The sequence below is a fragment of the Pseudorhizobium endolithicum genome (assembly GCF_902153245.2).
GTDB lineage: Bacteria > Pseudomonadota > Alphaproteobacteria > Rhizobiales > Rhizobiaceae > Neorhizobium > Neorhizobium endolithicum.
Window position 1 is genome coordinate 164,794 of the sequence record NZ_CABFWF030000014.1, and the last position, 22,897, is coordinate 187,690.

Genomic DNA, 22,897 nt, shown 5'->3' on the forward strand with positions numbered 1-22,897 from the left:
TTTCGCGAGTACCCTCACGCAGAGGGGCAATCGGTGCGTGTCGACGGCTTCTGCATATCCTGTTCCAGCTGCCTTTCCTGTTCAGGCAACCATTCCTCAAGAGCGGCGATGATCGCAAGCCTGAGGCTGGCTCCCTTGTGGAGAGCCTTCGCCAATCGCCCTCCCGTACCTTCGAAGCCTATTTCCGCCATCAGCGCCCCCGGCGACAGGCGGCGGCGAATCATCACCCTTTCGATTCGCCTGACCGTCGGGCCGAGCAGGTATCGCCCGTTGGCAATGGGCGAACCCGGACTATCCGTTCCCACTCCGACCGACAGCCGTGCCGGTTCCGGGTGCACCTCGATGAGGAAAGCCATGCGTTCCTCTTCCGAAGCCTTCCGCCACGCCTTGCGCAGTTTCCTGAGACCCGACGCGACATCTTTCGCTATCCCCTGTTCCGTGGGAGAACCCTCTTCTTGACCGGCCTGCCGCCTTATCTTCTTAGTCTTCGACATAATCCGATCCGATGAACGTATTGCTCAGTCCTGGCTTCCACGACTTGATGCTTGGATCGGGGAACGCTCGCAACGGGTTTGATACTTATCATTCCGTCGCCGGGCAGTAAGCTTTAGAGAGATCGCAGGTCAACAGCATCCGCACGGCGGAACAAGCAGGGATCGGCGGTCTGACAGCGAAGACGAAAGATCTGGGTCTCCCATTCGCAAACCAGCTTGCCTTGATGGTGTCGGCCTTCTGGCACACGCCGGTCCGCCACCGCGTCCTGGCGCTGGCTTTCAGCTTGCTGGCGATCATCCTCGCGACCGTCTACGGTCAGTACCGGCTCAACCGGTGGAACATACCCTTCTACAACGCTCTCGAGCGTCGGGATGTGGAAGAATTCGCCCGCCAACTCGGCGTCTTCGCGGCAATAGCCGGATCGCTTCTGCTGCTCAACGTCGTCCAGACATGGCTCAACCAGATAACCGCCCTCTACATGCGCGAGGGGCTCTCCCGGGACCTGGTTGACGAATGGCTGAAGCCTCAGCGCGCGCTGAGGCTCTCCAAGATGCGAAGCCTCGGAGACAATCCCGACCAGCGCCTGCATGAAGACGCCCGGAACCTCTCGGAACTCACCACGTCGTTGACGATCGGTCTTGTCAACGCCACCATCCTGCTCGTCAGCTTCATCGGCGTCCTGTGGTCGGTTTCCGGTGACTTCAGCTTCCAGTTCAACGGTACGACCTTTTCCGTTCCCGGCTACATGGTATGGGCGGCTCTCGGCTATGCCGGCCTTGCTTCCATCCTCAGCAACATCGTCGGACGCCGGCTTCCGGACCTCAATGCGCAGCGCTATTCGAAGGAAGCCGAACTGCGCTTCGCACTGATGCGAACAAGTGAGAACCTGACGGCGATCACCCTTGCCCGTGGAGAGCAGAACGAGATGGGACGCGCTCAGGATGCGATAACCACCGTGCTGGGTGTGATACGGAGGCTTGCCATCGGCTACACGCATCTCACCTGGGTGTCTTCCGGCTTCGGATGGCTTTCCATCGTGGCGCCGATCCTGATCGCGGCGCCTGTTTATTTTGCCGGGAAACTCACGTTCGGCGGCTTGATGATGACCGTCGGCGCCTTCAACCAGGTCTATGGCGCGCTGCGCTGGTATGTCGACAACTTCCGCCAGATCGCCGATTGGAAGGCGACACTGCAGCGTGTCTCGACCTTCCGCCATGCGCTAGTCTCCATGGAAGATGTGCCGGCTCAGGGAGCTTTGGTTCTTACGCTCAGCGACGAAGACAGCCTTTCGCTGAAAGAGCTGGAACTGTGGGCATCGCCGCCGGACACGGCACACAATCACGGCCTTCGCCTGCCGGCCAATGAGGTCATCCGCCTCGGTGACCGGGTCATGATCAATGGCGAGGCGGGCGCCGACCGCCGCCTGTTGTTTCAATGCCTGGCTGGGCTTGGGCAATGGGGACGGGGGCAAATTGCCCTCCCACGAACCGGGCGGACGCTGTTCATGCCGCAGGTGCCGTACCTGCCCCATGCGAGCCTGCGTGAGGTGCTTGTCTATCCTCTGGACCCGTCCCGGTTTGAGGACGAACGGCTTGCCGCTGCCCTCGAACGGGTGGGGCTTTCCCTGCTCACCGCGGCACTCGGACTGACGGAACGCTGGGACCAGAAGCTTTCCGAAGGGGATCAGGCACGCCTCCGGCTCGCGAACGTCCTGGTCACCGAACCGAAATGGCTGTTCATGGACGACATCCTGGAAGGACTGGATGCCGATGTTCAATCCGAGATGGCGGCTGTTCTCTCCGAGCTCGAAAATGTCACGATGATCTATATCGGCCTTTCTGCGGCTTTCGATCGAATCGTCAGACCGCGACACATCGATCTCCAGCAGATCAGGACGGAAGTATCGGCATCCAAAGACTAGGCGGCCTTGGATTGCTGCCGGGCAGGGACAGACATCGAGGCCCGGCTCAATTTCTGTTGAACGGCCACACCCGCCGAAGTGAGTTAGAGTCGGCAGCAGCCTTTCCCGGAGTAGATATCTTGTTCCTGCAGCGTCTCCTTTTCACTCTCGTCCTCTTCGCGGCCTTCTGCCCGGCGCCGAATGCCCAGCAACCGGAAACCCAGCAGGGCATCTTCGCATTGATCCCGACCGACTCGACAACCGAACACATGCTCTCCACTCCATCCAGTCCGAAGAAATACAAGGCAACGGCGGGAACGATCGACCTCTTCGGGCAGGACGGCGGGCGTACGGCCAAGGTTTTCTATACGGCCTACGCGATGCAGGGGGAGGCGGGAAAAACGCGGCCGATCACCTTTGCCTTCAACGGCGGTCCCGGCGCGGCATCCGCCTATCTGCATCTTGGACTGGCAGGACCGAAGGTTCTTGAGTTCGGAGCGCATACAGGCCACGGAACGACTCCGTTCTTGACGGATAATCCGGATACTTGGCTGCAGTTCACGGACCTCGTCTTCATCGACCCCGTCGGGACAGGTTGGAGCAGGGCCGCGAACAACGAGGTCGCCGGCAACTTCTACGGCGTCAACCAGGACGCAGACGCCATCGCCAAGGTAATCGCGCTCTACCTCCAGAAGAACGGTCGGCTGGCGTCGCCGAAATATCTGCTGGGCGAAAGCTACGGAGGCTTCAGGGCAGCGAAGGTGGCGACGGCTCTCAAGAACAGCCAGGGCCTGCTCTCCTCCGGCATCATCATGCTCTCGCCGCTGATCGAAGGTCGTTTCCTCTTCGGCGCGGGCGAGGATCCTCTCAGCGCAGCACTTCAGCTTCCCGCGCTCGCTGCCGCCAGGATGGAACGCGAAGGCCGATTCTCGGCAGAAGCACTGGCGGACGCCGAAGCGTTCGCGATGAATAATTATCTCGTGACCCTCGCCGGACCACCCCCGACGGGAGACGCCGCAACTTCCTTCTACCGCCGCGTTTCCGAACTGACCGGTATCGATGTGGATGCCGTCCGCCGCACACGAGGATTCATTTCGGACGTCTATGCCAAGCAATCTGCGGGAACCGGCGAAATCGTCAGCCCCTACGACGCGGCCTATGTCCGTCCCGACGCATATCCGGAGGCGTCTTACAGCCGCAATGACGACCCCATCCTCGATGGCTCCACACGGGCTTATGGCGCCGCGTTCGCCTCCTATGCGGAACAGGTTCTCAACTACCGCAACACAATGACCTACACGCTGTTGAACGAGGACGTGAACCGGCGCTGGGATTGGAAAGGCGGGCATGGCGACGGGGGCCGCGCAGGCGCAAGCGCATCGGACGATCTGCGCGATCTGTTATCCGTCATTCCGGAGTTTCGGCTTCTCATCGCCCACGGCTACAGCGATGCCATCACCCCCTATGGCATGAGCCGCTATGTCCTCGATCACCTGCCGCCACAACTTGCGGCATCCCGTACGGCACTGGCTCTCTATCGCGGCGGCCATATGTTCTACACCGATCCGGACTCTAGACGGCGCTTCTCTAAGGATGTGGCAGACTTCTACCGGCAGGCGAAGCCGGACTGACAACCTCCACCTCCGGAGGAGATCCCGATTCAGGCACGTTCCAAGGCGATCGAGATGCCCTGACCGACACCCACGCACATGGTCGCCAGGGCCAGCTTCGACTTCCGCAGCGAGAGTTCCAGGGCTGCAGTTCCTGCAATGCGAGCTCCCGACATGCCGAGCGGATGCCCCAGCGCGATGGCGCCGCCGTTGGGATTGACGTGATCCGCATCCTCGGCGATCCCGAGTTCGCGCAGCACCGCGATGCCCTGGGAGGCAAAGGCTTCGTTGAGCTCGACGATATCGAAATCCGCCGGCGATATTCCGAGGCGGGCGCAGAGCTTCCGGGTCGCAGGCGCCGGCCCGATCCCCATGACACGCGGTTCGACCCCCGCGGTTGCACCGCCCAGGATGCGGGCGATGGGGGTGAGCCCATGCCTCTTCGCCGCAGCTTCCGATGCGATGATGAGAGCGGCCGCGCCATCGTTGACACCGGAGGCATTGCCCGCCGTCACGGTCCCGCCCTCCTTCTTGAAGGGCGTACCCAGCTTGGCAAGCGCTTCGATGGTCGTGGCCCGCGGATGTTCGTCCTTGCCGATCACGATGGGATCCCCCTTGCGCTGGGGTATGGTGACGGGTGCGATCTCCTGGGCGAGACGGCCATTCTCCTGCGCCGCCGCAGCCTTGTTCTGCGAGCGGAGCGCAAACGCGTCCTGATCCTCTCGCGAAACACCATAGTCCGCTGCGACATTCTCACCCGTCTCCGGCATGGAATCCACACCGTACTGCTTTTTCATCAGCGGATTGATGAAGCGCCATCCGATCGTCGTGTCGTAGATTTCCGCATTGCGCGAGAACGCCGTTTCCGCCTTCGGCATGACGAAGGGGGCCCGGCTCATGCTTTCGACCCCGCCGGCGATCATCAGTTCCGCCTCACCGGCCTTGATGGCGCGTGCGGCCGCGATCACCGCATCCATGCCCGAGCCGCAGAGCCTGTTGATCGTCGTACCGGTCACCGAAGCGGGCAGCCCCGCGAGCAGCAACGACATCCGTGCGACGTTGCGATTGTCTTCGCCGGCCTGATTGGCGCAACCGAAGACGATGTCGTCCACAGCCTGCCAGTCCACCTGCGGGTTGCGCTCCATCAGTGAACGCAGCGGCACGGCGCCGAGGTCGTCGGCACGGACGGAGGACAGGGAACCGCCGAAACGGCCAATGGGCGTGCGGATATAGTCGCAGATAAAGGCATCGGTCATGGTGTTTTCCTCAAAGTGCCGGCACGACGAGATCGGCCACGGCTCCATCCAGATGCAACGGTGCTCCGGTCATGGCCTGCAGTTCCTCCAGCGACATTGCCGCCAGTTTCTCCCGCAGGACGAAGCGGCCGCCGACAATGTCGACCACGGCATGGCTTGTGTATACGCGGGTGATGCAGCCCACGCCGGTGAGCGGAAAGGTGCATTTCTCCACAAGCTTCGGCTCACCGTTCTTGGTGACATGCTCGGTGATGACGCAGACCTGTTTTGCGCCGTGCACGAGATCCATGGCCCCGCCGACCGCAGGTACGCCTTTGGCGCCGACGCGCCAATTCGCAAGATCGCCATTCTGCGCCACCTGGTACGCACCCAGTATGGCAACGTCGAGATGGCCGCCGCGAACCATCGCGAAACTGTCCGCGTGGTGGAAGAAGGAAGCCCCCGGCTTCAGGGTGACAGCCTTCTTTCCGGCATTGATCAGATCCCAATCCTCCTCACCGGGCGGAGGCGCTTCCCCGAAACTGAGAATGCCGTTTTCGGTATGGAAGACCGCCTGCCGCCCGGACGGCTGATAGCCGGCCACCATCTCGGGGAAGCCGATGCCGAGATTGACATAGGCGCCGTCGGCAATGTCCTGGGCGGCACGCCAAGCGATCTGGGCATTGGTGAGTTTTATGTCTTCGCGGGTATCGATAGGCGTATCGGCTGTCATATGTAGGCCACTCCGGCACGAACGAGCTCTTCTTCCTGGCGGGCGTCGGCGACCTCGACCACCCGGTCCACGAAAATGCCGGGGGTGACGACATGCTCCGGATCGATCTCGCCGGCCGCAACGATCTTCGACACCTGCGCTATCGTCTTCGCCGCCGCCATGCACATCAGCGGATTGAAGTTCCGCCCGGCCTTGCTGTAGGTCAGGTTTCCATGGGTATCCCCCAGCAATCCCTTGACGAGAGCAAAGTCCGCCTTGAGCCAACGTTCCTGAACATAGGGGCGGCCGTCGAACTCGGCGATCGGCTTGCCCTCGGCGAGTTCCGTGCCGTACGCGGTAGGGGTGTAGAAGGCAGGGATGCCGGCGCCGCCGGCGCGAATCCGCTCGGCAAGGGTCCCCTGCGGCACCAGTTCCAGCTCGATCTCGCCTGCCACGTATTTTTCCGTGAAGGCGCGAGGATCGGAGGAGCGGGGAAACGAGCAGATCATCTTGCGGACCATGCCGGCATCGATCATCGCCGCGATACCGATACGGCCGTTTCCGGCGTTGTTGTTGATGACTGTAAGATCCTTCGGGCGCCGGTCTATCAACGCATGAATGAGCTCGATTGGAGCACCGGATCCCCCGAAGCCGCCGATCATGATCGTGGCCCCGTCGTTGATTTCCGACACCGCGTCCCTGACGCTCGCAACGGTCTTGTCCACACATCCCTCCACTTCGTGCCGCGTGCGGAGACATATCCGGCATCCGGCTGGACAGCAACCGGTTTGTGCGTTATTCGATTTTTGTTCGCATAACGCACAAAACGAGAAACGCTTGGAAAAGAACTTTGTCGGCGGCTTCGCCAAGGGACTGCGGGTACTGGAGGCATTCGGTGAAACCAGCCCCCGGCTCTCCATTTCGGACGCGTCGCGGCTGACCGGCCTCGACCGGGCCACGGCCCGCCGCTGTCTGCTCACTCTGGCCGAGCTCGGTTATGCAGACTACGACGGCAAGTTCTTCGCCTTGACGCCGCGCGTCCTCAGGCTTGGGCACGCCTATCTTTCCGCCACGCCGCTCCCTCAGATCGTCCAGCCCCATCTCGATCGCCTGTGCCGCGAGGTCGAGCAGAGCGCCTCTGTAAGCGTCCTCGATGGCGCGGATGTCGTCTATGTGGCACGTGCGTCGCAGCGGCGGGTCATGTCCATCAATCTGGTCCCGGGAAGCCGGCTGCCGGCCTATTGCGCGTCGATGGGCCGCGTCCTGCTCGCCGCCTTGCCTGACGAGGACGCCAGACGGAGGATGGAAGAGACGGACCGGCATGCCTTTACATCCCATACGAGAACCGGCCTGGAGGAACTGATGGAGGAATTGGCAAAGATCAGGCGCGAAGGCTTCGCCATCATCGATCAGGAGCTGGAACTCGGGCTGTGCTCCATCGCCGTGCCTTTGCGCAATGCCCATGGCCAGGTGGTGGCGGCCGTCAATATCGGCGCGCCGGCGGCACAGATTCCGGCAAACCAACTGGCCGACCGCTTTCTGAGACCCTTGCTGGACATCGCGGATACGCTCCAGCCGATCCTTCGGTAGGCACGAGATCATCGGAACATCCCGATGTCCGCAACGGCGACTTCGCCTTCTTTCGACGAACCAGCGCGCAAGGGCTCCGTGTCGGCCGCGACATACGATTGGCGTACTCACGCTTTGGTGAGCGTGTGTGAGTTGCCGCCACCATCAAGGGCCCGTTAAGAGCAGGACCACCCGTGCTGCTGACAGCAGGGTGCATTCCAAAACCGCCGAACACCCTTTCGACGTCACTCCTCGCCTGGATCCCACCTTGTTGAAATTCACCCGCCGAACTCTGTTGATCGCAAGCCCTTTGATGATGGCCGGCTGCACCACGACCGCGCGTCCCACCCACACCACCAAGCCGGTGATACCGGCGGAGTATATCGCGATGTATGGGGCGATAGAGGGCGAGCCTTTTCCCATAGGCCCGGCGGACCTCAGCCGCGTGGAGCCCCGGTTCTGGCGCCGTGAGGTGGGCTATCCGACGCACGAGCCCACCGGCACGATCGTCGTCGACACCCAGGCTCGTTATCTATACCTCGTCGGGGAAAATGGCCGAGCCATGCGCTACGGCATCGGGGTCGGCAAGGCGGGCCTGGAATTCGAAGGCAACGCCGTTGTCCAGTACAAGCGGCAATGGCCACGATGGACACCCACGCAGGATATGATCGCGCGCGAACCCGAACGCTACGGACCGCTCGCCTCGGGCATGGAGCCCGGCGTCATGAACCCGCTGGGGCCCCGCGCCCTCTACCTGTTCAAGGACGGCCAGGATACCCTCTACCGGATTCACGGGACGACGGAAGACTGGACGATCGGCAAGGCCGTTTCCAGCGGCTGCATCCGGCTGCTGAACCAGGACATCGTTGACCTTTACCGGCGGGTTCCGAACGGGACACGGGTTGTCGTTCTCCAAGGACCTCACGTCCCATCGGCTGCGCCGCAAGCCTGACGACCTCCTAGTGGCATCCCCTGCGGAGGCAGGGTCACAACCGGCCCGATATTGTTCAGCTCTCCGCAGCACCCAGGGATACGATCGCGCCCGTCAACTCCAGAGCGAGCCGCAATGCTGCGCCGGTTGCCGCGATCATCTGTGGCAGGATCATCCATTCGAGGGTCCAGGCGCCGCCGGACCTTTCCTGTTCGTGAACGAGCGCCTGATGCAGGCCGGCGACCTGCGCGGCATTGAACCGTGCCAGCGACACCAGGACCTCGGCCGCAACCGGATTCTGCTTGTGCGGCATCGCCGATGATCCGCCACCGCCGGCAAGCTCGATCTCGAAGCCGCCTTGAGCAAGCAGGGCCACATCCTGCCCGAACTTTCCGAGCGCGCCGCTGATGAGTGACAGCAGGCTGCCGAACTCGACGATCACATTGCGCTGGCTCTGCCACTGGGGCTTGTCGACGAGGCCCAGTTCGGCGGCGACTGCGGCACGAACCACCGCCCCCTTCTCGCCAAGCTTCTCCAGCGTTCCGGCCGCGCCGCCCAATTGCAGGGCAAGCCCATTGTCCTGGAGCCGGGCGAGGCTGCTGCCGTGATGCCGAAGCGGTTCCGCCCAGGCCCGGACGCGATCACCGACCGTGATCCGGATTGCCGGCTGCATGCGTGTGTGCGCCATCAGCGGACGGCACCCGAAGCTTTCGTCCATCCGGCGGAAGGCAGCGTCCAACTGGTCGAGCCGACCCTGAACCAATGCGCAGATCCCCTTCAGGCGGAGCATCAGGGCAGTGTCGATGACGTCCTGGCTGGTAGCACCGAAATGGACATGCTGGGCGGCCTCCCCGCCGATCGCCCGGCGCAGTTGCTTGATCAGTTCCGGAACGACTACGCCGTCCTTCGCCGTCCCTCTCCTCAGGCCCTCCACATCCGGCCTGAAATCGCTGCAGACCTCGGCAATCCGCTCCGCATGTTCCGCGGAAATGAGCCCGGCCGACGCCTCGGCGCCGGCCAATGCCTTTTCGAAGGCCAGCATGGCCGCAATCTCTACCTCGACCGAAAAAAACCTGGCCGTCTCCTCGTCACCGAGGAGGCCGCCGAGATAGGGATGGTCGAAAGCACAGATGCTCATGGCGCCCAATCGGATGTCTACGTTCAGATGTCGAAGAAGATCGTCTCGTTTTCGCCCTGAAGATAGATGTCGAAGGTCACGGTGTCACCGTCCCGCTTTCCGACGAGGGTCGGCACCCTCACCTTGTGCTCGATGCGTGCGAGAATCGGATCCTCGGCATTCGCTTGCGTCTCGTCGGAAAAATACATCCTGGTGTTGAGGCCGAGATTGATGCCTCGCGCAACGATCCAGAAATTCACATGCGGCGCCATCAACCGCCCGTCCCGGAAGGGCACCCGGCCGGGCTTTATCGTCTCAAAGACGAATTCCCCCGTCTCCATATCGCCGGGGCAGCGCGCCCAGCCGAAGAAGTTCGGATCCGCCTTGCCACGAGTTTCTGACGGGCTGTTGTAGAAACCGTCGGCGTCCGCCTGCCAGATCTCCACGAGCGCATCGCGCAAAGCCGTGCCGGCTCCGTCGATCACTCTCCCGCGGATGGTGATCCGTTCGCCGCGTGTCTGTTCGTTCACCAGCGAACCAGAGCCCAGATCATGATCATAAACCCCATGGATGCCCGTGAAGTTCGGCGTGCATCCGATATGAACATAGGGCCCGGCGGTCTGCGAGGCTGACTCCTTCAGATAACCCAGCGGCTGAACCATGTCAGTTCCCCTCCTTGCGGTTCTCGAACAGGGTCGAACGACGCCCGCGAAGCACGATGTCGAACTTATAGGCCCGCATGTCGTGAGGGATCGTGGCGTTCATGTCGAGCGGCGCGATCAGCCGCTTGATGGCTTCCTCGTCCGGAATGGTCTTGACGATCGGGCAGATCCAGATCAGCGGGTCGCCTTCGAAATACATCTGAGTGATCAGGCGCTGCGCAAATCCGTGGCCGAAGATCGAGAAGTGGATGTGGGCGGGCCGCCAGTCATTGACACCATTCGGCCAGGGATAGGGACCTGGCTTGATCGTCTTGAACCAGTAGAAGCCGTTCTCGTCGGTGATCGTACGACCGACGCCGCCGAAATTCGGATCGAGGGGCGCAAGGTAGGTTTCCTTCTTGTGCCGATAGCGGCCGCCGGCATTGGCTTGCCAGAACTCCACCAGCGCGCCCGCGACGCCGACGCCCCGCTCGTCGACAACACGTCCGTGAACCAGAATGCGCTGACCGATCGGGCTTTCGCCCGGCTTGGCATAGTTGACGATCAGGTCGTTGTCGAACTCGTTGATGATGTTGTGGCCAAAGACGGGCCCAGTGATCTCGCTCTTGGTTCCTTCCAGCGAGATCAGCGCACGCTGGGGTGAGCGTAAGACCGACGTTTTGTACCACGGCGTATAGGCCGGCGGATGCATCTCGCGATCGCGCGGAAAGAAGGGTGTGGTTTCAGGCGGTGCGTTTCTCATCTTTGCCTCCCCCGGCTGTGGTGCTGCCTTCCATTTCGGCGTAGACCGCCTTGGCTATCTTGAACGCATGATTGGCGGCCGGCACGCCCGCATAGACTGCCACATGCATGAGCGCCTCGCAGATGTCCTCCTTTGTCGCACCTGTGCGGGCGGTGGCGCGGATATGCATCGCCACCTCCTCGTAATGGCCCTGCGCCGCCAGCAGCGCGATCGTGACGATGGAGCGCTCCCGCTTCGTCCAGCCCGGCCGCGACCACAGCGTGCCCCAGGCGCCTTCGGTTATGAACTGCTGGAAAGGCCTGTCGAACGACGTCTCGCGCTGCAGGGCGCCATCGACATGAGCGTCGCCGAGGACGGACCGCCTCGTCTTCAGGCCCTGCTTGTACCGCTCGCTTTCGCCCGGGGAATCGGTCATCGGCTCAATCCATGATGTCGTTGAAAAGAAAACTGCGGATCACCGCGGCATAGGCTGCAGGCGCTTCGACGCATGGTATGTGTGCGGCACCTTCGATGATCTTGTACTGCGAACCCGGAATGAGATCGGCAAGCGAGCGCACCAGTTCGGGCGGCGTCGATCCGTCATACTCGCCGGCAATACAGAGGACGGGAACGGCAATCTTGGGAACGGAGGCGGTGAAATCTGCATCTCGCACCGCCGCGCAGGTGCCGGTATAGCCGCTCAGTGGCTGGCGGGTTAGCATGTTGCAATAGCCCTGATAGGCGGGGTTGGCCGGCTGGCGGAATTCCGACGTGAACCATCGCGACATGATCTCGTCGCAAAGGCTGCCGATACCGCCCGCTTCCACCGCCGCAATGCGCTGGTTCCACATCTCCCTGGCGCCGATCTTGTGCGCGGTATTGGAAAGGATCATTCCCCTCAGGAGTTCCGGGCGCCTTTCGTAGAGCCTTTGCGCGATCATTCCGCCGACGGACAAGCCGCAGATCACAACCCGGGAAAATTCCAGGTGGTCCAGGAGGCCGATCAGATCATCGACGTGGTCGTCGATGCTGTAGGGGGCGTCGCCAAGGTCGGAGAGACCATGTCCCCGCTTGTCGTAGGTCAGGATCGTGAAATCGTCGGAGAGCTTGGGCAGGACATGGTGCCAGATGCGGCCGTCGGTACCCAGGGAATTGACGAGGACGAGGACAGGATTGGCGGGATTTTCCGACGTCACCGAATATCGAATGGTGACATCGTTGATGCGTACAAACTGCATTGGCCTCTCCTCCCTAGAGACAGCATTGCATCCGGCATTCGGTTAAGTAAAATGACTTACACAACGATATCCTTAACCACAAGGTTATGGAAAAATGGAAAATCATCACGTCAAACTCCGGCATCTGCATACATTTCTCGAAGTTGCCCGGCAAAAAAGCGTGGTGAAAGCCGCCGACATTCTACATGTCAGCCAGCCGGCAGTCACCAAGACCATCCGCGAGCTCGACGCCGCGCTCGGGGTGGCGGTCTTCGAGCGTGATGGCCGCGGCATCAGGCTCACGCGTCATGGCGAAATCTTCCTGCGATACGCGGGCGCAGCGCTCACCGCACTTCGGCAGGGGATCGATTCGGTGTCGCAGGAGGCGTTCCATACCGCACCCCCCGTTCGCGTGGGTGCCTTGCCCACGGTCTCCACGCGCATCATGCCGCGCGCCATGTCGCTCTTTCTCCAGCACCATACGGGCAGTCGGATCAAGATCGTCACGGGAGAGAATGCGGTCCTCATGGAGCAATTGCGGGTGGGGGATCTCGACCTCGTCGTCGGACGCCTCGCGGCTCCGGAGAAGATGACCGGCTTTTCCTTCGAGCATCTCTATTCGGAGCGGGTGGTCTTTGCCGTCAGGCCGGCTCACCCCCTGCTCGGCGGTTCGTCATCGATCTTCCCTCGACTGGAAGATTTTCCGATCCTGATGCCGACCCGCGGATCGATCATCCGTCCGATTGTCGAGCAGCTCCTCATCGCCAACGGCATCGGCAATCTGCCGACACAGGTGGAAACCGTCTCCCACTCGTTCGGCCGTTCTTTCGTCCGCACGAGTGACGCCGTCTGGATCATTTCCGAGGGCGTTGTGTCGAGCGATCTCGCGGAGGGATTGCTGGTCGCGCTGCCGGTCGATACGAGCGAGACCAGAGGGCCGGTCGGCCTGACGCTGAAGGCGGACACGCCTCCTTCGGCACCCCAGACCATCCTCATGCAGACGATCCGGCAAGCCGCCGAAGAGATCATGCCCACACGGTGACCCGGTCAGGCCTCGACCGGTTCCCGCCTCTGCGCCTCGCGCCTCAGCAGCATGCCGTAGAGATCGCGGGGTTCGTCCGGGTCGGCCAGCATGTCCAGTTCGGTGTAGTGACCGGTACCGGAGAGCTTGCTGCGGACATAGCGCAGCGCCGAAAAATCCTCCGTCGCAAAACCGACGCTGTCGAAGAGGGTGATCTGCGATTCCGAACTGCGGCCAGGCGCAACGCCGGTGAAGACCCGCCAGATCTCGGTGACCGGATGGTCGGGTGCCAGTTGCTGGATTTCTCCCTCGACACGGGTCTGAGGCGAATATTCAACGAAGATATCCGACCGCAGGAGGATGTCCCGGTGAAGCTCGGTCTTGCCCGGGCAATCACCGCCGACCGCATTGATATGGACCCCCGGACCGACCATGTTGTCGGTGAGGATCGTCGCATATTGTTTGTCGGCCGTGGCTGTCGTGATGACGTCGGCGCCCTCGACCGCCTCTTCCGCGGTGCTACAGATGCGGATGTCGAGCCCGACATCGGCGAGGTTGCGTCGGCACCGACGGCTCGCCGAAGGATCGGTATCGTAGAGCCGCAACGCCCGAACGCCTGTCAGAGCCGCAAAGGCACGGGCCTGGAACTCGCTCTGTGCTCCGTTGCCTATCAGAGCCATGGTCGCACTCTCTCGACGTGCGAGATACCGCGCAGCGACAGCCGAGGTCGCAGCCGTGCGCAACGCCGTCAGGATCGTCATCTCGGCCAGGAGCACGGGATAGCCGTTGTCTACATCGGCCAGGACACCGAAGGCAGTCACAGTCTGGCGGCCGGAACGCGTGTTCTTGGGATGACCATTGACATACTTGAACCCGTAGAGCCGCCCATCGCTCGTCGGCATCAGTTCTATGACGCCGTCCGCCGAGTGGGAGGCGATACGGGCCGTCTTGTCGAAACGCTCCCAACGCCGGAAATCCTCTTCGATGAACTCGGCGAGTTCACGCAGAAAGGTGTCGATACCGATCTCCAGGACGAGATCCATCATGTTCTCGACACTGACGAAAGGCACAAGATTCAGATTCTCCGGCACCATCAGAAACTCCGTGTCGGACGATCGAGTACCTGGCGGCCGAGCAGGCTGGCTGTCAGATCGACCAGCAATGTCGCCGTCCGGCCGCGCTCATCCAGAAAGGGGTTGAGCTCTACGAGATCGAGGCTCGTTACGAGGCCGCTATCGTGAAGCATCTCCATCACGAGATGGGCTTCACGGAACGTGGCTCCTCCCGGAACCGTCGTCCCCACGGCCGGGGCTACGGCAGGATCGAGGAAATCGACGTCTAGGCTGACATGCAGCCGCCCGCCGGCTGCCGAAACGCGGTCGAGAAACCGCCTCAGCAGCGCCGCAACCCCATGCTCGTCGATGTCGCGCATGTCGAAGACGGTGATATCGGTTGAGGCCAGAACCGCCCGTTCGGCCGGATCGACGCTGCGGATGCCGATCATGCAGAGATTGGAGGTCGGAACAGGAAACGCCAGGGGCGGAAAATAGCCTTCGAAGCCAGACCGTCCGGTAAAATACGCCACGGGAACCCCATGCAGGTTGCCGCTGGCCGTGGAGTCGAGCGAATGGAGGTCCGAATGGGCATCCAGCCACAGCACGAAGAGCGGCTTGTCCTCTTCCGCCGCCCGCCGGGCCACGCCCGCCACGGTCCCTGCCGATAGGGCGTGGTCGCCACCCATGAAGATGGGCAGCCCTTCGCCGCTCTCGCTATAGGCAGCTTCGGCTATGGCATCTATCCATCCGGCGACTGTGCCGAGGTTGCGGATGGCTCTGTTGGGATGATGTTTGTCGACTACGCCAGAGGGGGACAGGTTCCCGAAATCGAGAACCTCGTGCCCAAGCTCCCGCAGAGCCGTTTCCAGGCCTGCGACACGCAGGGCACTCGGGCCCATTTCGCATCCCAGACGCGACGCGCCCTCCTGCAACGGAATGCCGATCAACTTGCAAAGCATGAGACCCCCCTTTCCAAGCAAAGAGACCACGGACCGTCGGCGGAATGAACAGTGATAATTGCCAATGTTTCCGCAGGACGTTATCAATTCGACATCCACGATTGAGCAAAATGCATGGACACATTGGACGAGAAGCTCATAACCCTTCTGCGGCACAACGGCCGCCGGGGCATTTCCGACCTTGCTGCGGAACTGGGCGCTTCGCGCTCTACGGTTCGCGCGCGCATGGACCGGCTGGAACAGAACGGCAGCATAATCGGCTATACCGTCATCCTTCGTGCCGATGCCGTCGACCTGCCCGTCAGGGGAATCATGATGGTTGAGATCGAAGGGCGGGTGACGGATCGCGTGATTTCCGCACTGAGCGCTTTCCCGGAAATATCCGCCATTCACACCACCAATGGACGGTGGGATCTGATAGCCGAACTCGGGGCCGCCACGCTCACCGAGTTTGATGCCATTCTACGGAGGATACGACTGGTCCCCGGTATCACCGCCAGCGAGACCAGTCTTCTACTTGCCACGCCCCTCAGCACCAGGGCCAAGCTCTGACGGGTTCAGCCGACAGCCGAGGCCAATTCCGGAAAACTCCTGGTCAGTTCTTCCCGGCTTCGGTAGACGAATTCGTCCGTATACAAGGTGACTGCGATGTTGTCGGCAACGTTCAGGGTCTCTTCGAAGCGGACAGGCACCGGCTCACCGCTCTTGCGATGTAGTGTGGCCTCATGGCGAAATCCGTGCTTGAGAAGCCAGTCGCGCGGCGCTGTAAGGCTGACGCCGACGTGGATGGCTCCGTCGTCCTCCTTCATCGCCTTGATCTTGTATGTGACCGGGGCGCGGTCGCCCTTGATGTCGATCTCTCCGGGATAGCTTGCCTGTGTGAGGTGCTCACTCATGCTGCACACTCCTCCGTCTGCTTGACAGTTTGTCAACACGCCAATCCGGTCTTTGTTCCGATCTCCCGGCGGCGTTGACGCGAGCGGCGGGAATGGGCAACCTGTTGAACACCAAGGAGACGGATAGTGGACGATCGTGACCTTCTGGCGCACATGTTCGATGTCGCGGTCGCTGCCGCCGATCCCCGTGCCGGCCTTCTCAAGCATCTGCCGACCGCTCCCATAGGGGGCCGCACCGTCGTGATCGGTGCGGGAAAAGGCGCGGCTCAGATGGCCGCAGCCTTGGAGGATCTTTGGGATGCCCCTCTCTCAGGCGTCGTCGTCACCCGCTACGGCTACGGATGTTCGACACGCGGGATCAAGGTGATCGAGGCCGCGCATCCCGTTCCCGACGATGCGGGATTGGCGGCAAGCCGGCAGTTGATGGATGCCGTTTCGGACCTCTGCCCAGAGGATCTGGTCATTGCACTGATCTGTGGTGGCGGCTCCGCGCTCCTGCCGGCCCCGCCGCCGGGACTGACGCTTGCCGACGAAATCGCCCTGAACCGGGAACTGCTGTCTTCAGGCGCATCCATCTCCGCGATGAATACCGTGCGAAAGCATGTCTCCACGATCAAGGGCGGCCGGCTCGCCGCTGCGACCAAGGCTCGTGTGGTCACACTGGTCGTATCGGACATTCCCGGCGACAATCCCGCCTTCGTTGCATCGGGCCCAACAATCCCAGACCGATCGACACGGCGGGATGCGCTCGATGTCGTTGCGCGTTACAAGCTTGATCTGCCCGCACCGGTGCTCGCGCATCTCCGCTCTCCTGGCGCCGGTGCGCCCCACCCGGAGGACAAGGCGTTCCATCGCAACGAACACCACGTGATCGCGTCGGCGGGCATTTCCCTGGAAGCGGCGGCAGAGGTTGCCCGGCGGAACGGGGTGGCCGCCCACATACTCTCCGATGCCATGGAGGGAGAAGCTCGCGATGTGGCCTTTGCCCATGCGGCGATCGCCAGGGAAATCGCACTTCGCAACCGGCCTTTCCGCAAACCGACCGTCCTGCTTTCCGGGGGCGAGACCACGGTTTCGCTGAACGCAACCGGCGGGCGTGGCGGGCGTAACGGGGAGTTCGCCCTTGCGCTGGCGCTGTCCATAGCCGGTCATTCGATCTCCGCACTCGCTGCCGACACGGACGGTATCGATGGATCGGAAGCGAATGCAGGGGCTTTTGTCGACGGAACGACCGTTCAGCGCCTAAGGGCGGCAGGCCTCAACCCGCAAACCCTGCTTGCGACGCATGATAGCTTCACCGCGTTCGACACCTTGGGGGATCTTTTCACAACAGGCCCCACGGGTACGAACGTCAACGACTTCCGAGCGCTTCTTATTCGGTAGTTCTGTCGAACCTCATGCGTTCCATACGGCGATAGCTGCCGGGCGTCTGGCCGACGCGCTTTCGAAAGCACCTCGAGAAATAGGCGGGATCGGTGAATCCTAGGCTTTCGCCGATCTGCTGGACGCTTCCCGGCGAGAAGACGAGGGCGCGGCAGGCTTCGTCCATCACCCGGACCATGACCAGATCGTGTACCGTCATTCCCGTCACCTCCCGCACGATGCGGTTCAGATGCGTTGCCGACACGTTGAGGAGCAGAGCGTAGGCCTGCGCCGGAAGGTGCTCGCGAAACCGCGCCTCGATCAAGGCCTTCAAGGCATCCACGCGGCCCTGCTTTGACCGCGCCGGAGCCGCCCCTCCCTCCGGCATCCGGGCGCGCCCGGCAAGGAAGACCGTCGTGGTGAGAAGCGCCTCCATCAGGCCGCTGTGGCGACCGCGCCGGACCTCGAACTCCCTTGCCAGCTCCCGCACTGTCGCATCGAGGTAATCGAGGTCATCTCTTCTGATAATAACCATCCGAGGAGCCTGCAGCCAATCCTCGCGTCGTACAGACAGATGAGCCGTGATCGGTAGCCGGTCGGCGACAACCGTGATGACAAATCCTTCAATGTCGCGGGAAAAGCGGTAGCCGTGGCTGACGCGTGGAGGCATCAGCACGATGCAGGGCGGCTGCAATACGGTCCGGCGGCCCTCTATGAGGGCATCTCCCGAGCCCGCTCGAATGTATAAAATCTGAAAGAAGCCGTCGTGGCGGTGAGGCTTGATTTCCCAGTCATGGGTGCTGCTTCGCGCCGCGATGGTTTCGCAATGGGCCCAGAAATCGGGCTCATTTGACTGGCGCTCTCCGTACAGGCCGTAAATCGGAACGGGCAGGTTGTTCATCGACACACCTCAACGAGGTACGTTTTGTCCTATAACTGGTTGAGATTGTCCATTCCGGCCTCCCCACTGCAAGACTAGCATTCGTCAAGTTACTCGGGAGGAGCAAAGCGTGCGTACACAGGTCGTCATCATCGGATCGGGCCCGTCCGGCCTCCTTCTGGGCCAGTTGTTGACGAATGCCGGCATCGACAATGTCATCCTTGAACGGGCGAGCAGGGACTACGTGCTTGGACGGGTCAGGGCGGGTGTCCTGGAAGAGGGAATGGTCGATCTGCTTGACCGTGTCGGCGCCGGTGAGCGCATGCATGCGGAGGGACTGCCCCACCAGGGCATATCGCTGGCCTTCGATGGCCGCGATCATCGTATCGACCTCCACGCCCTGACCGGCAAGCGGGTCATGGTCTATGGCCAAACTGAAGTAACCCGCGATCTGATGGATCGCCGGGAGCAGACCGGTGCTACCTCGCTCTACCAGGCGACGGAGGTGGCGCCCTGCGATTTTGCAGGAGAACGCCCCTACGTCACCTATCGCAAAGACGGAGTGAGCCACCGGATCGACTGCGATTTCATCGCCGGCTGTGACGGCTTCCACGGCATCAGCCGGAAATCCTTGCCGGATGGAGCGCTGCAGACCTTTGAAAAGGTCTATCCTTTCGGATGGCTGGGAATTTTGGCGGACGTGCCGCCCGTCAGCCACGAACTCGTCTATGCCAATCATCCGCGCGGCTTTGCTCTCTGCTCGATGCGGTCGACGACCCGCAGCCGATACTACATTCAGTGCGCGCTGGACGAACGGATCGACGACTGGAGCGACGACAGGTTCTATGACGAGTTGCGGGCGCGGTTGCCTGCGGAACATGCGCAGGCAATGGTCACGGGTCCCTCCTTTGAAAAGTCGATCGCACCGCTGCGATCCTTCGTCGCCGAACCCATGCGTTTCGGCAGGCTCTTTCTGGTCGGAGATGCCGCCCATATCGTTCCGCCGACAGGCGCGAAAGGGCTAAATCTGGCGGCAAGCGACGTGCACTACCTGTTCGAGGGATTGAACGAATTCTACCGCGACAGGACGAAGGCCGGGATTGAGGCTTACTCCGACCGGGCACTCAAGCGGATCTGGAAGGCGGAGCGCTTCTCCTGGTCGATGACCATGCTGCTGCACCGGTTCCCTGGGACCGGAGCCTTCGAGCAGAAGATCCAGCATGCGGAGCTCGACTATCTGATAGGCTCCACCTCGGCATCCGCCGCTCTCGCGGAGAACTACGTAGGTCTTCCCTACTAGGGATCCGTGTACCCCATGGCGCGGAGGCGGATGTTCCGGCCGGTCGGGTCCCCGGTAAAGACAACGCCACCACTGGCCTTCGAGTTGCCCGGTACATAGTCGAAAGTCACCTCCGCATCTTCGACCGGCTGCCCTTGCTCCGTAATCTCTGCCCGCACGGAGACGGCAGCCGCGGTCAAGGTTCCGCGGTTGAGGATATCGAATTCCACGCGATGGCCGTTCTCGACCGGCGTAACGGCGCTGACGGTGAAGCTGAAGCTCGGCGGCACATCCTCCTGCAGCAACGTCTCTCCCGCGATCCACGCGATCATCGTCAGCACGATCATGGCCGACACGACCCCGGTTGCCCACTCCACCCAATGGGGCTTGACGGCTTCTGTATGGCGATTGTTGGAACTTGTAGTCATGAGGATACCCTACAGGATCAGGCGCGCCGCGGCCGCGCCGATCGAACCGGGGAAACTAAGCACGACCGCGGACATGAGGATTTGGGTGGGAGCGGTGTCGTCAAGCCGCCCGAAGGTCCAAAGGACATAGAGGCTGATCAGAAAGGCGACGACATAGCCGGGCAGCGTGAACCGCACGAAGGCGTGCCAGCCCGGCGTCTCCTCGGAAAGTTCATGGGTTCCCCGAAAGGCCACAGCATAGACGAACCCATGCATGACGACGATCGACACGCCGATCACGGTGATCGCGTGCCAGGGCGTCATCTTGAAGGCGATCAGGATGATCTCTTCGGTGGGAGCGACGTTCAGGCTGAGAAAAAGCCCACCGATCGCCATCATGAAGAGCTCGCGGCCATAGCCCGTGCTGATTTCGCTCTCCTTCCGATCGTCCTCGGCCTCCTCCTGCCCACCAAACTGGGATCGTCCCAGCAGAGCGCCGATACTGGCGGGAACGGATTGGATGGCGATCTTTCCGACCACCTCGCTCAGCGGCATCCCCGCCTTGATGTCACCCAGCATCAGCAACACCGCGGCGCTGATAACGATTGCAATCCCGTAGGCGATTGCGGCGTCACGAAGCGCCTCCCGCCAAGTGAACGTCTCTTCAAATCCTATCCGGTGGGCCAGCACGACCAGCAGGGGGATGTTGACCAGCAGGAGCAGAAGCAGACGGTATCGCTCCATGTAGAAGCCGAGATACCAGAGCTCCATCGTCATCAACATCGGAATGCCGAAGATCAGCGCGCCTGCGGCGCCGCGCCCGATGCCGACCATGAACCGGCGTGCTTCGCGGGAAGACTTGTCCGCCTCTCCGCTGACTGCTGTTTCCACCGCCTTCGCTCCCTCGATCCTGTCCCGGCACGCCGTTCTGGCACGCCCTCCAGGCGACGCTGCCGCAACGGCTTCGTTTGCGTCATTAGCTAGGATGAGGCGGAACAAGATCAAGCCATTCATCACGCCGGTCCTCCCGTGCAGGCGTTTGATCTTTCGGGGTTTTGCCCCGTCCCCGCTTTGCGATGAAAGGAATTTGCTCTAGAAGCTTGGTAGGGCCCTCGGGACCGTGCGGGGCATGCGATGAAGAGAATGTCGGTCACCGGGCGACTGCTGCTGTTGACGCTTCTGGCGCTCATGCCGGCGATGCTCGTGCTGACATATAACCTTCTGTCGGCACGCCAGGCAGCCTATCGGGAGATCCACACCAATGCGCTCACGGCGGGCCGCCTGGCTTCGCTGGAAATGGGCCGCATCGTGTCCTCCATCCGCAGCACGCTCGATGTTCTCTCGACCGTCCCGATCTTGCAGACGGGACCCGGGCAGCCGTGCAGCGACTATCTGCGCGTGGTCGATGACAAACTTGAGGTGGTTGAAAACATCGCAGTCCTGGATCCCTCAGGCCGGTTGCTGTGTACATCCCAGGCAAACGACCATACCGACTTCTCTGACCGGGACTATTTTCGGGAAGCAGTAGAGAAGGGAGAGTTCATCCTCGGAACCTACATCATCGATCGGATGACGAAGCAGCCCGCACTGCCGCTGGCACTGCCCGTCGTCGAGAACGGCAACCTTGCCCGCGTGGTCGTTGCCTATCTCGACCTCGATTGGCTGGGAGCCAGGGTGCGCGAGCGGGAATACTTCGGGGGCAACGCGCTGACCATTGCCGACCGCAACGGCGTTATCATCGCCCGGGAACCCTTCCCCGAGCGGTTCGTCGGAACAAAAATTCCGGAAGACTACCAGCACCTGGTGCAAGCAAACGTCCCCGGAACGATGGAAGTGACGAGCCAGGATGGGACGCGACGGGTGATCGCATACTATCCGTCTCAAGACACCTTCTACGTGAGCGCGGGTGTTTCCGTAGAAGGGGGTCTTCAGCAGGTCAGCAAAGTGACTCGCTTCGGCCTCGCGGTGATCGCGCTGGCCATCGTCGGACCGTTCCTCGTAGTATGGTGGGCCGGCCACGCTCTCATTCGTCGTCCGGCTCGCCACCTGGTGCGGTCCGTGAATGCATGGCGCCGAGGCGACGAGACCGCCCGCACCGGCATGACGGGGAACGGTACGTTCGAAACGATCGGTGCGGCCATTGATGCCTTCATGGACGAACTGGCGCTAAGGCGTGAGCAGCAACAAAGAGACGACAGGATGCGCCAGTTGCTGATCCGCGAACTGGACCATCGCATCAAGAACATCCTGAGCATGGTTCAGGCGGTGGCGCGCCAGACCTTCCGGTCCTCCCAATCCATGGAGGAAGCCTCCGACGCTTTCTTCCGACGCCTTCATGCCATGGCAGGCGCGCACCAACTGCTGACGAAGAACTGGCAGAGCGCATCGCTGAAGGCAACAGTCGAGACCGCTATCGCTCCGTTCGAGGATCCGGCCCATCCGCGTTTCTCGATTGCCGGAAGTGACCTGGAGGTCGCCTCGTCGGTTGCCCTCTCCCTTTCCATGGCACTGCACGAACTATGCACCAACGCGGCAAAGTACGGAGCACTCTCGACGGAGAGAGGGCGGATCAACATCCGGTGGTGCTTTGGCGACAGAAGCGAGCCCTTTACCTTCACCTGGCAGGAGAGGCAGGGGCCGCTTGTTCGCCCCCCCGAACGGGAAGGCTTCGGGACCTTGATGATCGAACGGGTCCTTTCCCAGCAGTTACAGGCGGACGTTAAGCTCGAATACCTGCCGGAAGGGCTGCTTTTTCAGATGGCGGCTTCGATGACCCGGCTACTGTCAACCTCCGAGGATGATAGCGATCAGAACCTGACGCAGGCATCGCCAGGGGAGGCCGAGCCCGCCAGCAACGGGATGTCCTGAG

Annotated in this window: 24 protein-coding genes; 9 read left to right on the forward strand and 15 right to left on the reverse strand. The window is 61.9% G+C overall.

What is annotated here, in order from left to right; all coding sequences use genetic code 11:
• Positions 1-14: 14 nt before the first annotated feature.
• Entirely contained in the window at positions 15-356 is a 342-nt protein-coding gene (locus RTCK_RS16025; protein WP_142593520.1) for a hypothetical protein, read from the reverse strand.
• A 362-nt stretch (positions 357-718) separates the two neighbouring features.
• Here RTCK_RS16025 and RTCK_RS16030 point away from each other — a divergent pair, with 362 nt between their 5' ends.
• Together RTCK_RS16030 and RTCK_RS16035 are read left to right on the forward strand one after the other, a co-directional pair.
• A complete protein-coding gene (locus RTCK_RS16030; RefSeq protein ID WP_142593521.1) occupies positions 719-2,416 on the forward strand; it encodes an ABC transporter ATP-binding protein/permease in 1,698 nt (565 codons plus the stop codon).
• A gap of 119 nt (positions 2,417-2,535) precedes the next feature.
• A complete protein-coding gene (locus RTCK_RS16035; RefSeq protein WP_185928039.1) occupies positions 2,536-4,026 on the forward strand; it encodes a S10 family peptidase in 1,491 nt (496 codons plus the stop codon).
• Positions 4,027-4,055: 29 nt separating this feature from the next.
• Here RTCK_RS16035 and pcaF read toward each other — a convergent pair whose 3' ends face one another.
• The 3 genes from pcaF to RTCK_RS16050 are packed head-to-tail and all read right to left on the reverse strand — an operon-like array spanning position 4,056 to position 6,677.
• Positions 4,056-5,261 carry a 3-oxoadipyl-CoA thiolase gene (gene pcaF, locus RTCK_RS16040; RefSeq protein ID WP_142593523.1) on the reverse strand — a complete coding sequence of 402 codons (1,206 nt, stop codon included), beginning with the start codon at positions 5,259-5,261 and terminating at the stop codon, positions 4,056-4,058.
• Positions 5,262-5,271: 10 nt separating this feature from the next.
• On the reverse strand, positions 5,272-5,973 hold the full coding sequence (locus tag RTCK_RS16045; protein ID WP_142593524.1) for a CoA transferase subunit B: 702 nt from the start codon (positions 5,971-5,973) through the stop codon (positions 5,272-5,274).
• Positions 5,970-6,677: a 3-oxoacid CoA-transferase subunit A gene (locus RTCK_RS16050; RefSeq protein WP_142593525.1), complete on the reverse strand. Its 708-nt coding sequence runs from the start codon at positions 6,675-6,677 to the stop codon at positions 5,970-5,972. The genes RTCK_RS16045 and RTCK_RS16050 overlap by 4 nt, the downstream gene beginning before the upstream one ends.
• A gap of 112 nt (positions 6,678-6,789) precedes the next feature.
• Here RTCK_RS16050 and RTCK_RS16055 point away from each other — a divergent pair, with 112 nt between their 5' ends.
• Together RTCK_RS16055 and RTCK_RS16060 are read left to right on the forward strand one after the other, a co-directional pair.
• The gene (locus RTCK_RS16055; protein ID WP_235988724.1) at positions 6,790-7,542 is read left to right on the forward strand and encodes an IclR family transcriptional regulator domain-containing protein; all 753 of its coding nucleotides are present in this window, start codon (positions 6,790-6,792) and stop codon (positions 7,540-7,542) included.
• A gap of 292 nt (positions 7,543-7,834) precedes the next feature.
• Positions 7,835-8,473, forward strand: a complete 639-nt coding sequence (locus RTCK_RS16060; protein ID WP_185928037.1) for a L,D-transpeptidase — start codon at positions 7,835-7,837, stop codon at positions 8,471-8,473.
• 55 nt (positions 8,474-8,528) lie between these two features.
• On the opposite strand, the gene RTCK_RS16065 is transcribed toward RTCK_RS16060, so the two are convergent.
• The 5 genes from RTCK_RS16065 to pcaD are packed head-to-tail and all read right to left on the reverse strand — an operon-like array spanning position 8,529 to position 12,190.
• A complete protein-coding gene (locus RTCK_RS16065; RefSeq protein WP_142593528.1) occupies positions 8,529-9,590 on the reverse strand; it encodes a 3-carboxy-cis,cis-muconate cycloisomerase in 1,062 nt (353 codons plus the stop codon).
• Positions 9,591-9,613: 23 nt separating this feature from the next.
• Positions 9,614-10,231: a protocatechuate 3,4-dioxygenase subunit alpha gene (gene pcaG, locus RTCK_RS16070; RefSeq protein ID WP_142522475.1), complete on the reverse strand. Its 618-nt coding sequence runs from the start codon at positions 10,229-10,231 to the stop codon at positions 9,614-9,616.
• Position 10,232: 1 nt separating this feature from the next.
• Positions 10,233-10,973, reverse strand: a complete 741-nt coding sequence (gene pcaH / locus RTCK_RS16075; RefSeq protein WP_142593529.1) for a protocatechuate 3,4-dioxygenase subunit beta — start codon at positions 10,971-10,973, stop codon at positions 10,233-10,235.
• A complete protein-coding gene (gene pcaC / locus RTCK_RS16080) occupies positions 10,954-11,388 on the reverse strand; it encodes a 4-carboxymuconolactone decarboxylase (protein WP_142593530.1) in 435 nt (144 codons plus the stop codon). The genes pcaH and pcaC overlap by 20 nt, the downstream gene beginning before the upstream one ends.
• Positions 11,389-11,392: 4 nt before the next feature.
• Positions 11,393-12,190 (reverse strand): 3-oxoadipate enol-lactonase, encoded by a 798-nt coding sequence (pcaD, locus tag RTCK_RS16085; protein ID WP_142593531.1) that lies wholly within the window; start codon positions 12,188-12,190, stop codon positions 11,393-11,395.
• 94 nt (positions 12,191-12,284) lie between these two features.
• Here pcaD and pcaQ point away from each other — a divergent pair, with 94 nt between their 5' ends.
• Positions 12,285-13,211 carry a pca operon transcription factor PcaQ gene (gene pcaQ, locus RTCK_RS16090; protein WP_142593532.1) on the forward strand — a complete coding sequence of 309 codons (927 nt, stop codon included), beginning with the start codon at positions 12,285-12,287 and terminating at the stop codon, positions 13,209-13,211.
• A 5-nt stretch (positions 13,212-13,216) separates the two neighbouring features.
• Here the strand turns inward: pcaQ and RTCK_RS16095 are convergent, their stop codons facing one another.
• Together RTCK_RS16095 and rocF are read right to left on the reverse strand one after the other, a co-directional pair.
• Positions 13,217-14,287, reverse strand: coding sequence for an ornithine cyclodeaminase (locus RTCK_RS16095; protein WP_185928038.1), 1,071 nt, complete (start codon positions 14,285-14,287; stop codon positions 13,217-13,219).
• Entirely contained in the window at positions 14,284-15,204 is a 921-nt protein-coding gene (gene rocF, locus RTCK_RS16100) for an arginase (RefSeq protein ID WP_142593533.1), read from the reverse strand. Before rocF ends, RTCK_RS16095 begins: the two co-directional genes overlap by 4 nt.
• A gap of 114 nt (positions 15,205-15,318) precedes the next feature.
• Here rocF and RTCK_RS16105 point away from each other — a divergent pair, with 114 nt between their 5' ends.
• Positions 15,319-15,756 carry an Lrp/AsnC family transcriptional regulator gene (locus RTCK_RS16105; protein WP_142593534.1) on the forward strand — a complete coding sequence of 146 codons (438 nt, stop codon included), beginning with the start codon at positions 15,319-15,321 and terminating at the stop codon, positions 15,754-15,756.
• A 5-nt stretch (positions 15,757-15,761) separates the two neighbouring features.
• Here the strand turns inward: RTCK_RS16105 and RTCK_RS16110 are convergent, their stop codons facing one another.
• Positions 15,762-16,100, reverse strand: a complete 339-nt coding sequence (locus RTCK_RS16110) for a hypothetical protein (protein ID WP_142522467.1) — start codon at positions 16,098-16,100, stop codon at positions 15,762-15,764.
• A gap of 153 nt (positions 16,101-16,253) precedes the next feature.
• On the opposite strand from RTCK_RS16110, the gene RTCK_RS16115 reads away from it, so the two are divergent.
• Complete coding sequence (locus RTCK_RS16115) at positions 16,254-17,483, forward strand: glycerate kinase type-2 family protein (RefSeq protein WP_142593739.1); 1,230 nt, start codon at positions 16,254-16,256, stop codon at positions 17,481-17,483.
• Here RTCK_RS16115 and RTCK_RS16120 read toward each other — a convergent pair.
• Complete coding sequence (locus RTCK_RS16120) at positions 17,473-18,363, reverse strand: helix-turn-helix domain-containing protein (RefSeq protein ID WP_142593535.1); 891 nt, start codon at positions 18,361-18,363, stop codon at positions 17,473-17,475. The two genes, RTCK_RS16115 and RTCK_RS16120, sit on opposite strands and share 11 nt — an antisense overlap.
• A 109-nt stretch (positions 18,364-18,472) precedes the next feature.
• On the opposite strand from RTCK_RS16120, the gene pobA reads away from it, so the two are divergent.
• On the forward strand, positions 18,473-19,642 hold the full coding sequence (pobA, locus tag RTCK_RS16125) for a 4-hydroxybenzoate 3-monooxygenase (RefSeq protein WP_142593536.1): 1,170 nt from the start codon (positions 18,473-18,475) through the stop codon (positions 19,640-19,642).
• On the opposite strand, the gene RTCK_RS16130 is transcribed toward pobA, so the two are convergent.
• Together RTCK_RS16130 and RTCK_RS16135 are read right to left on the reverse strand one after the other, a co-directional pair.
• Positions 19,639-20,049, reverse strand: a complete 411-nt coding sequence (locus tag RTCK_RS16130; RefSeq protein WP_142593537.1) for a TIGR02588 family protein — start codon at positions 20,047-20,049, stop codon at positions 19,639-19,641. The genes pobA and RTCK_RS16130 overlap by 4 nt on opposite strands.
• Before the next feature lie 9 nt (positions 20,050-20,058).
• Complete coding sequence (locus RTCK_RS16135) at positions 20,059-20,862, reverse strand: TIGR02587 family membrane protein (protein ID WP_142593740.1); 804 nt, start codon at positions 20,860-20,862, stop codon at positions 20,059-20,061.
• A gap of 300 nt (positions 20,863-21,162) precedes the next feature.
• Between RTCK_RS16135 and RTCK_RS16140 the strand changes: the two genes are divergently transcribed.
• Positions 21,163-22,896, forward strand: coding sequence for a sensor histidine kinase (locus tag RTCK_RS16140; RefSeq protein ID WP_142593538.1), 1,734 nt, complete (start codon positions 21,163-21,165; stop codon positions 22,894-22,896).
• Position 22,897 lies beyond the last annotated feature (1 nt).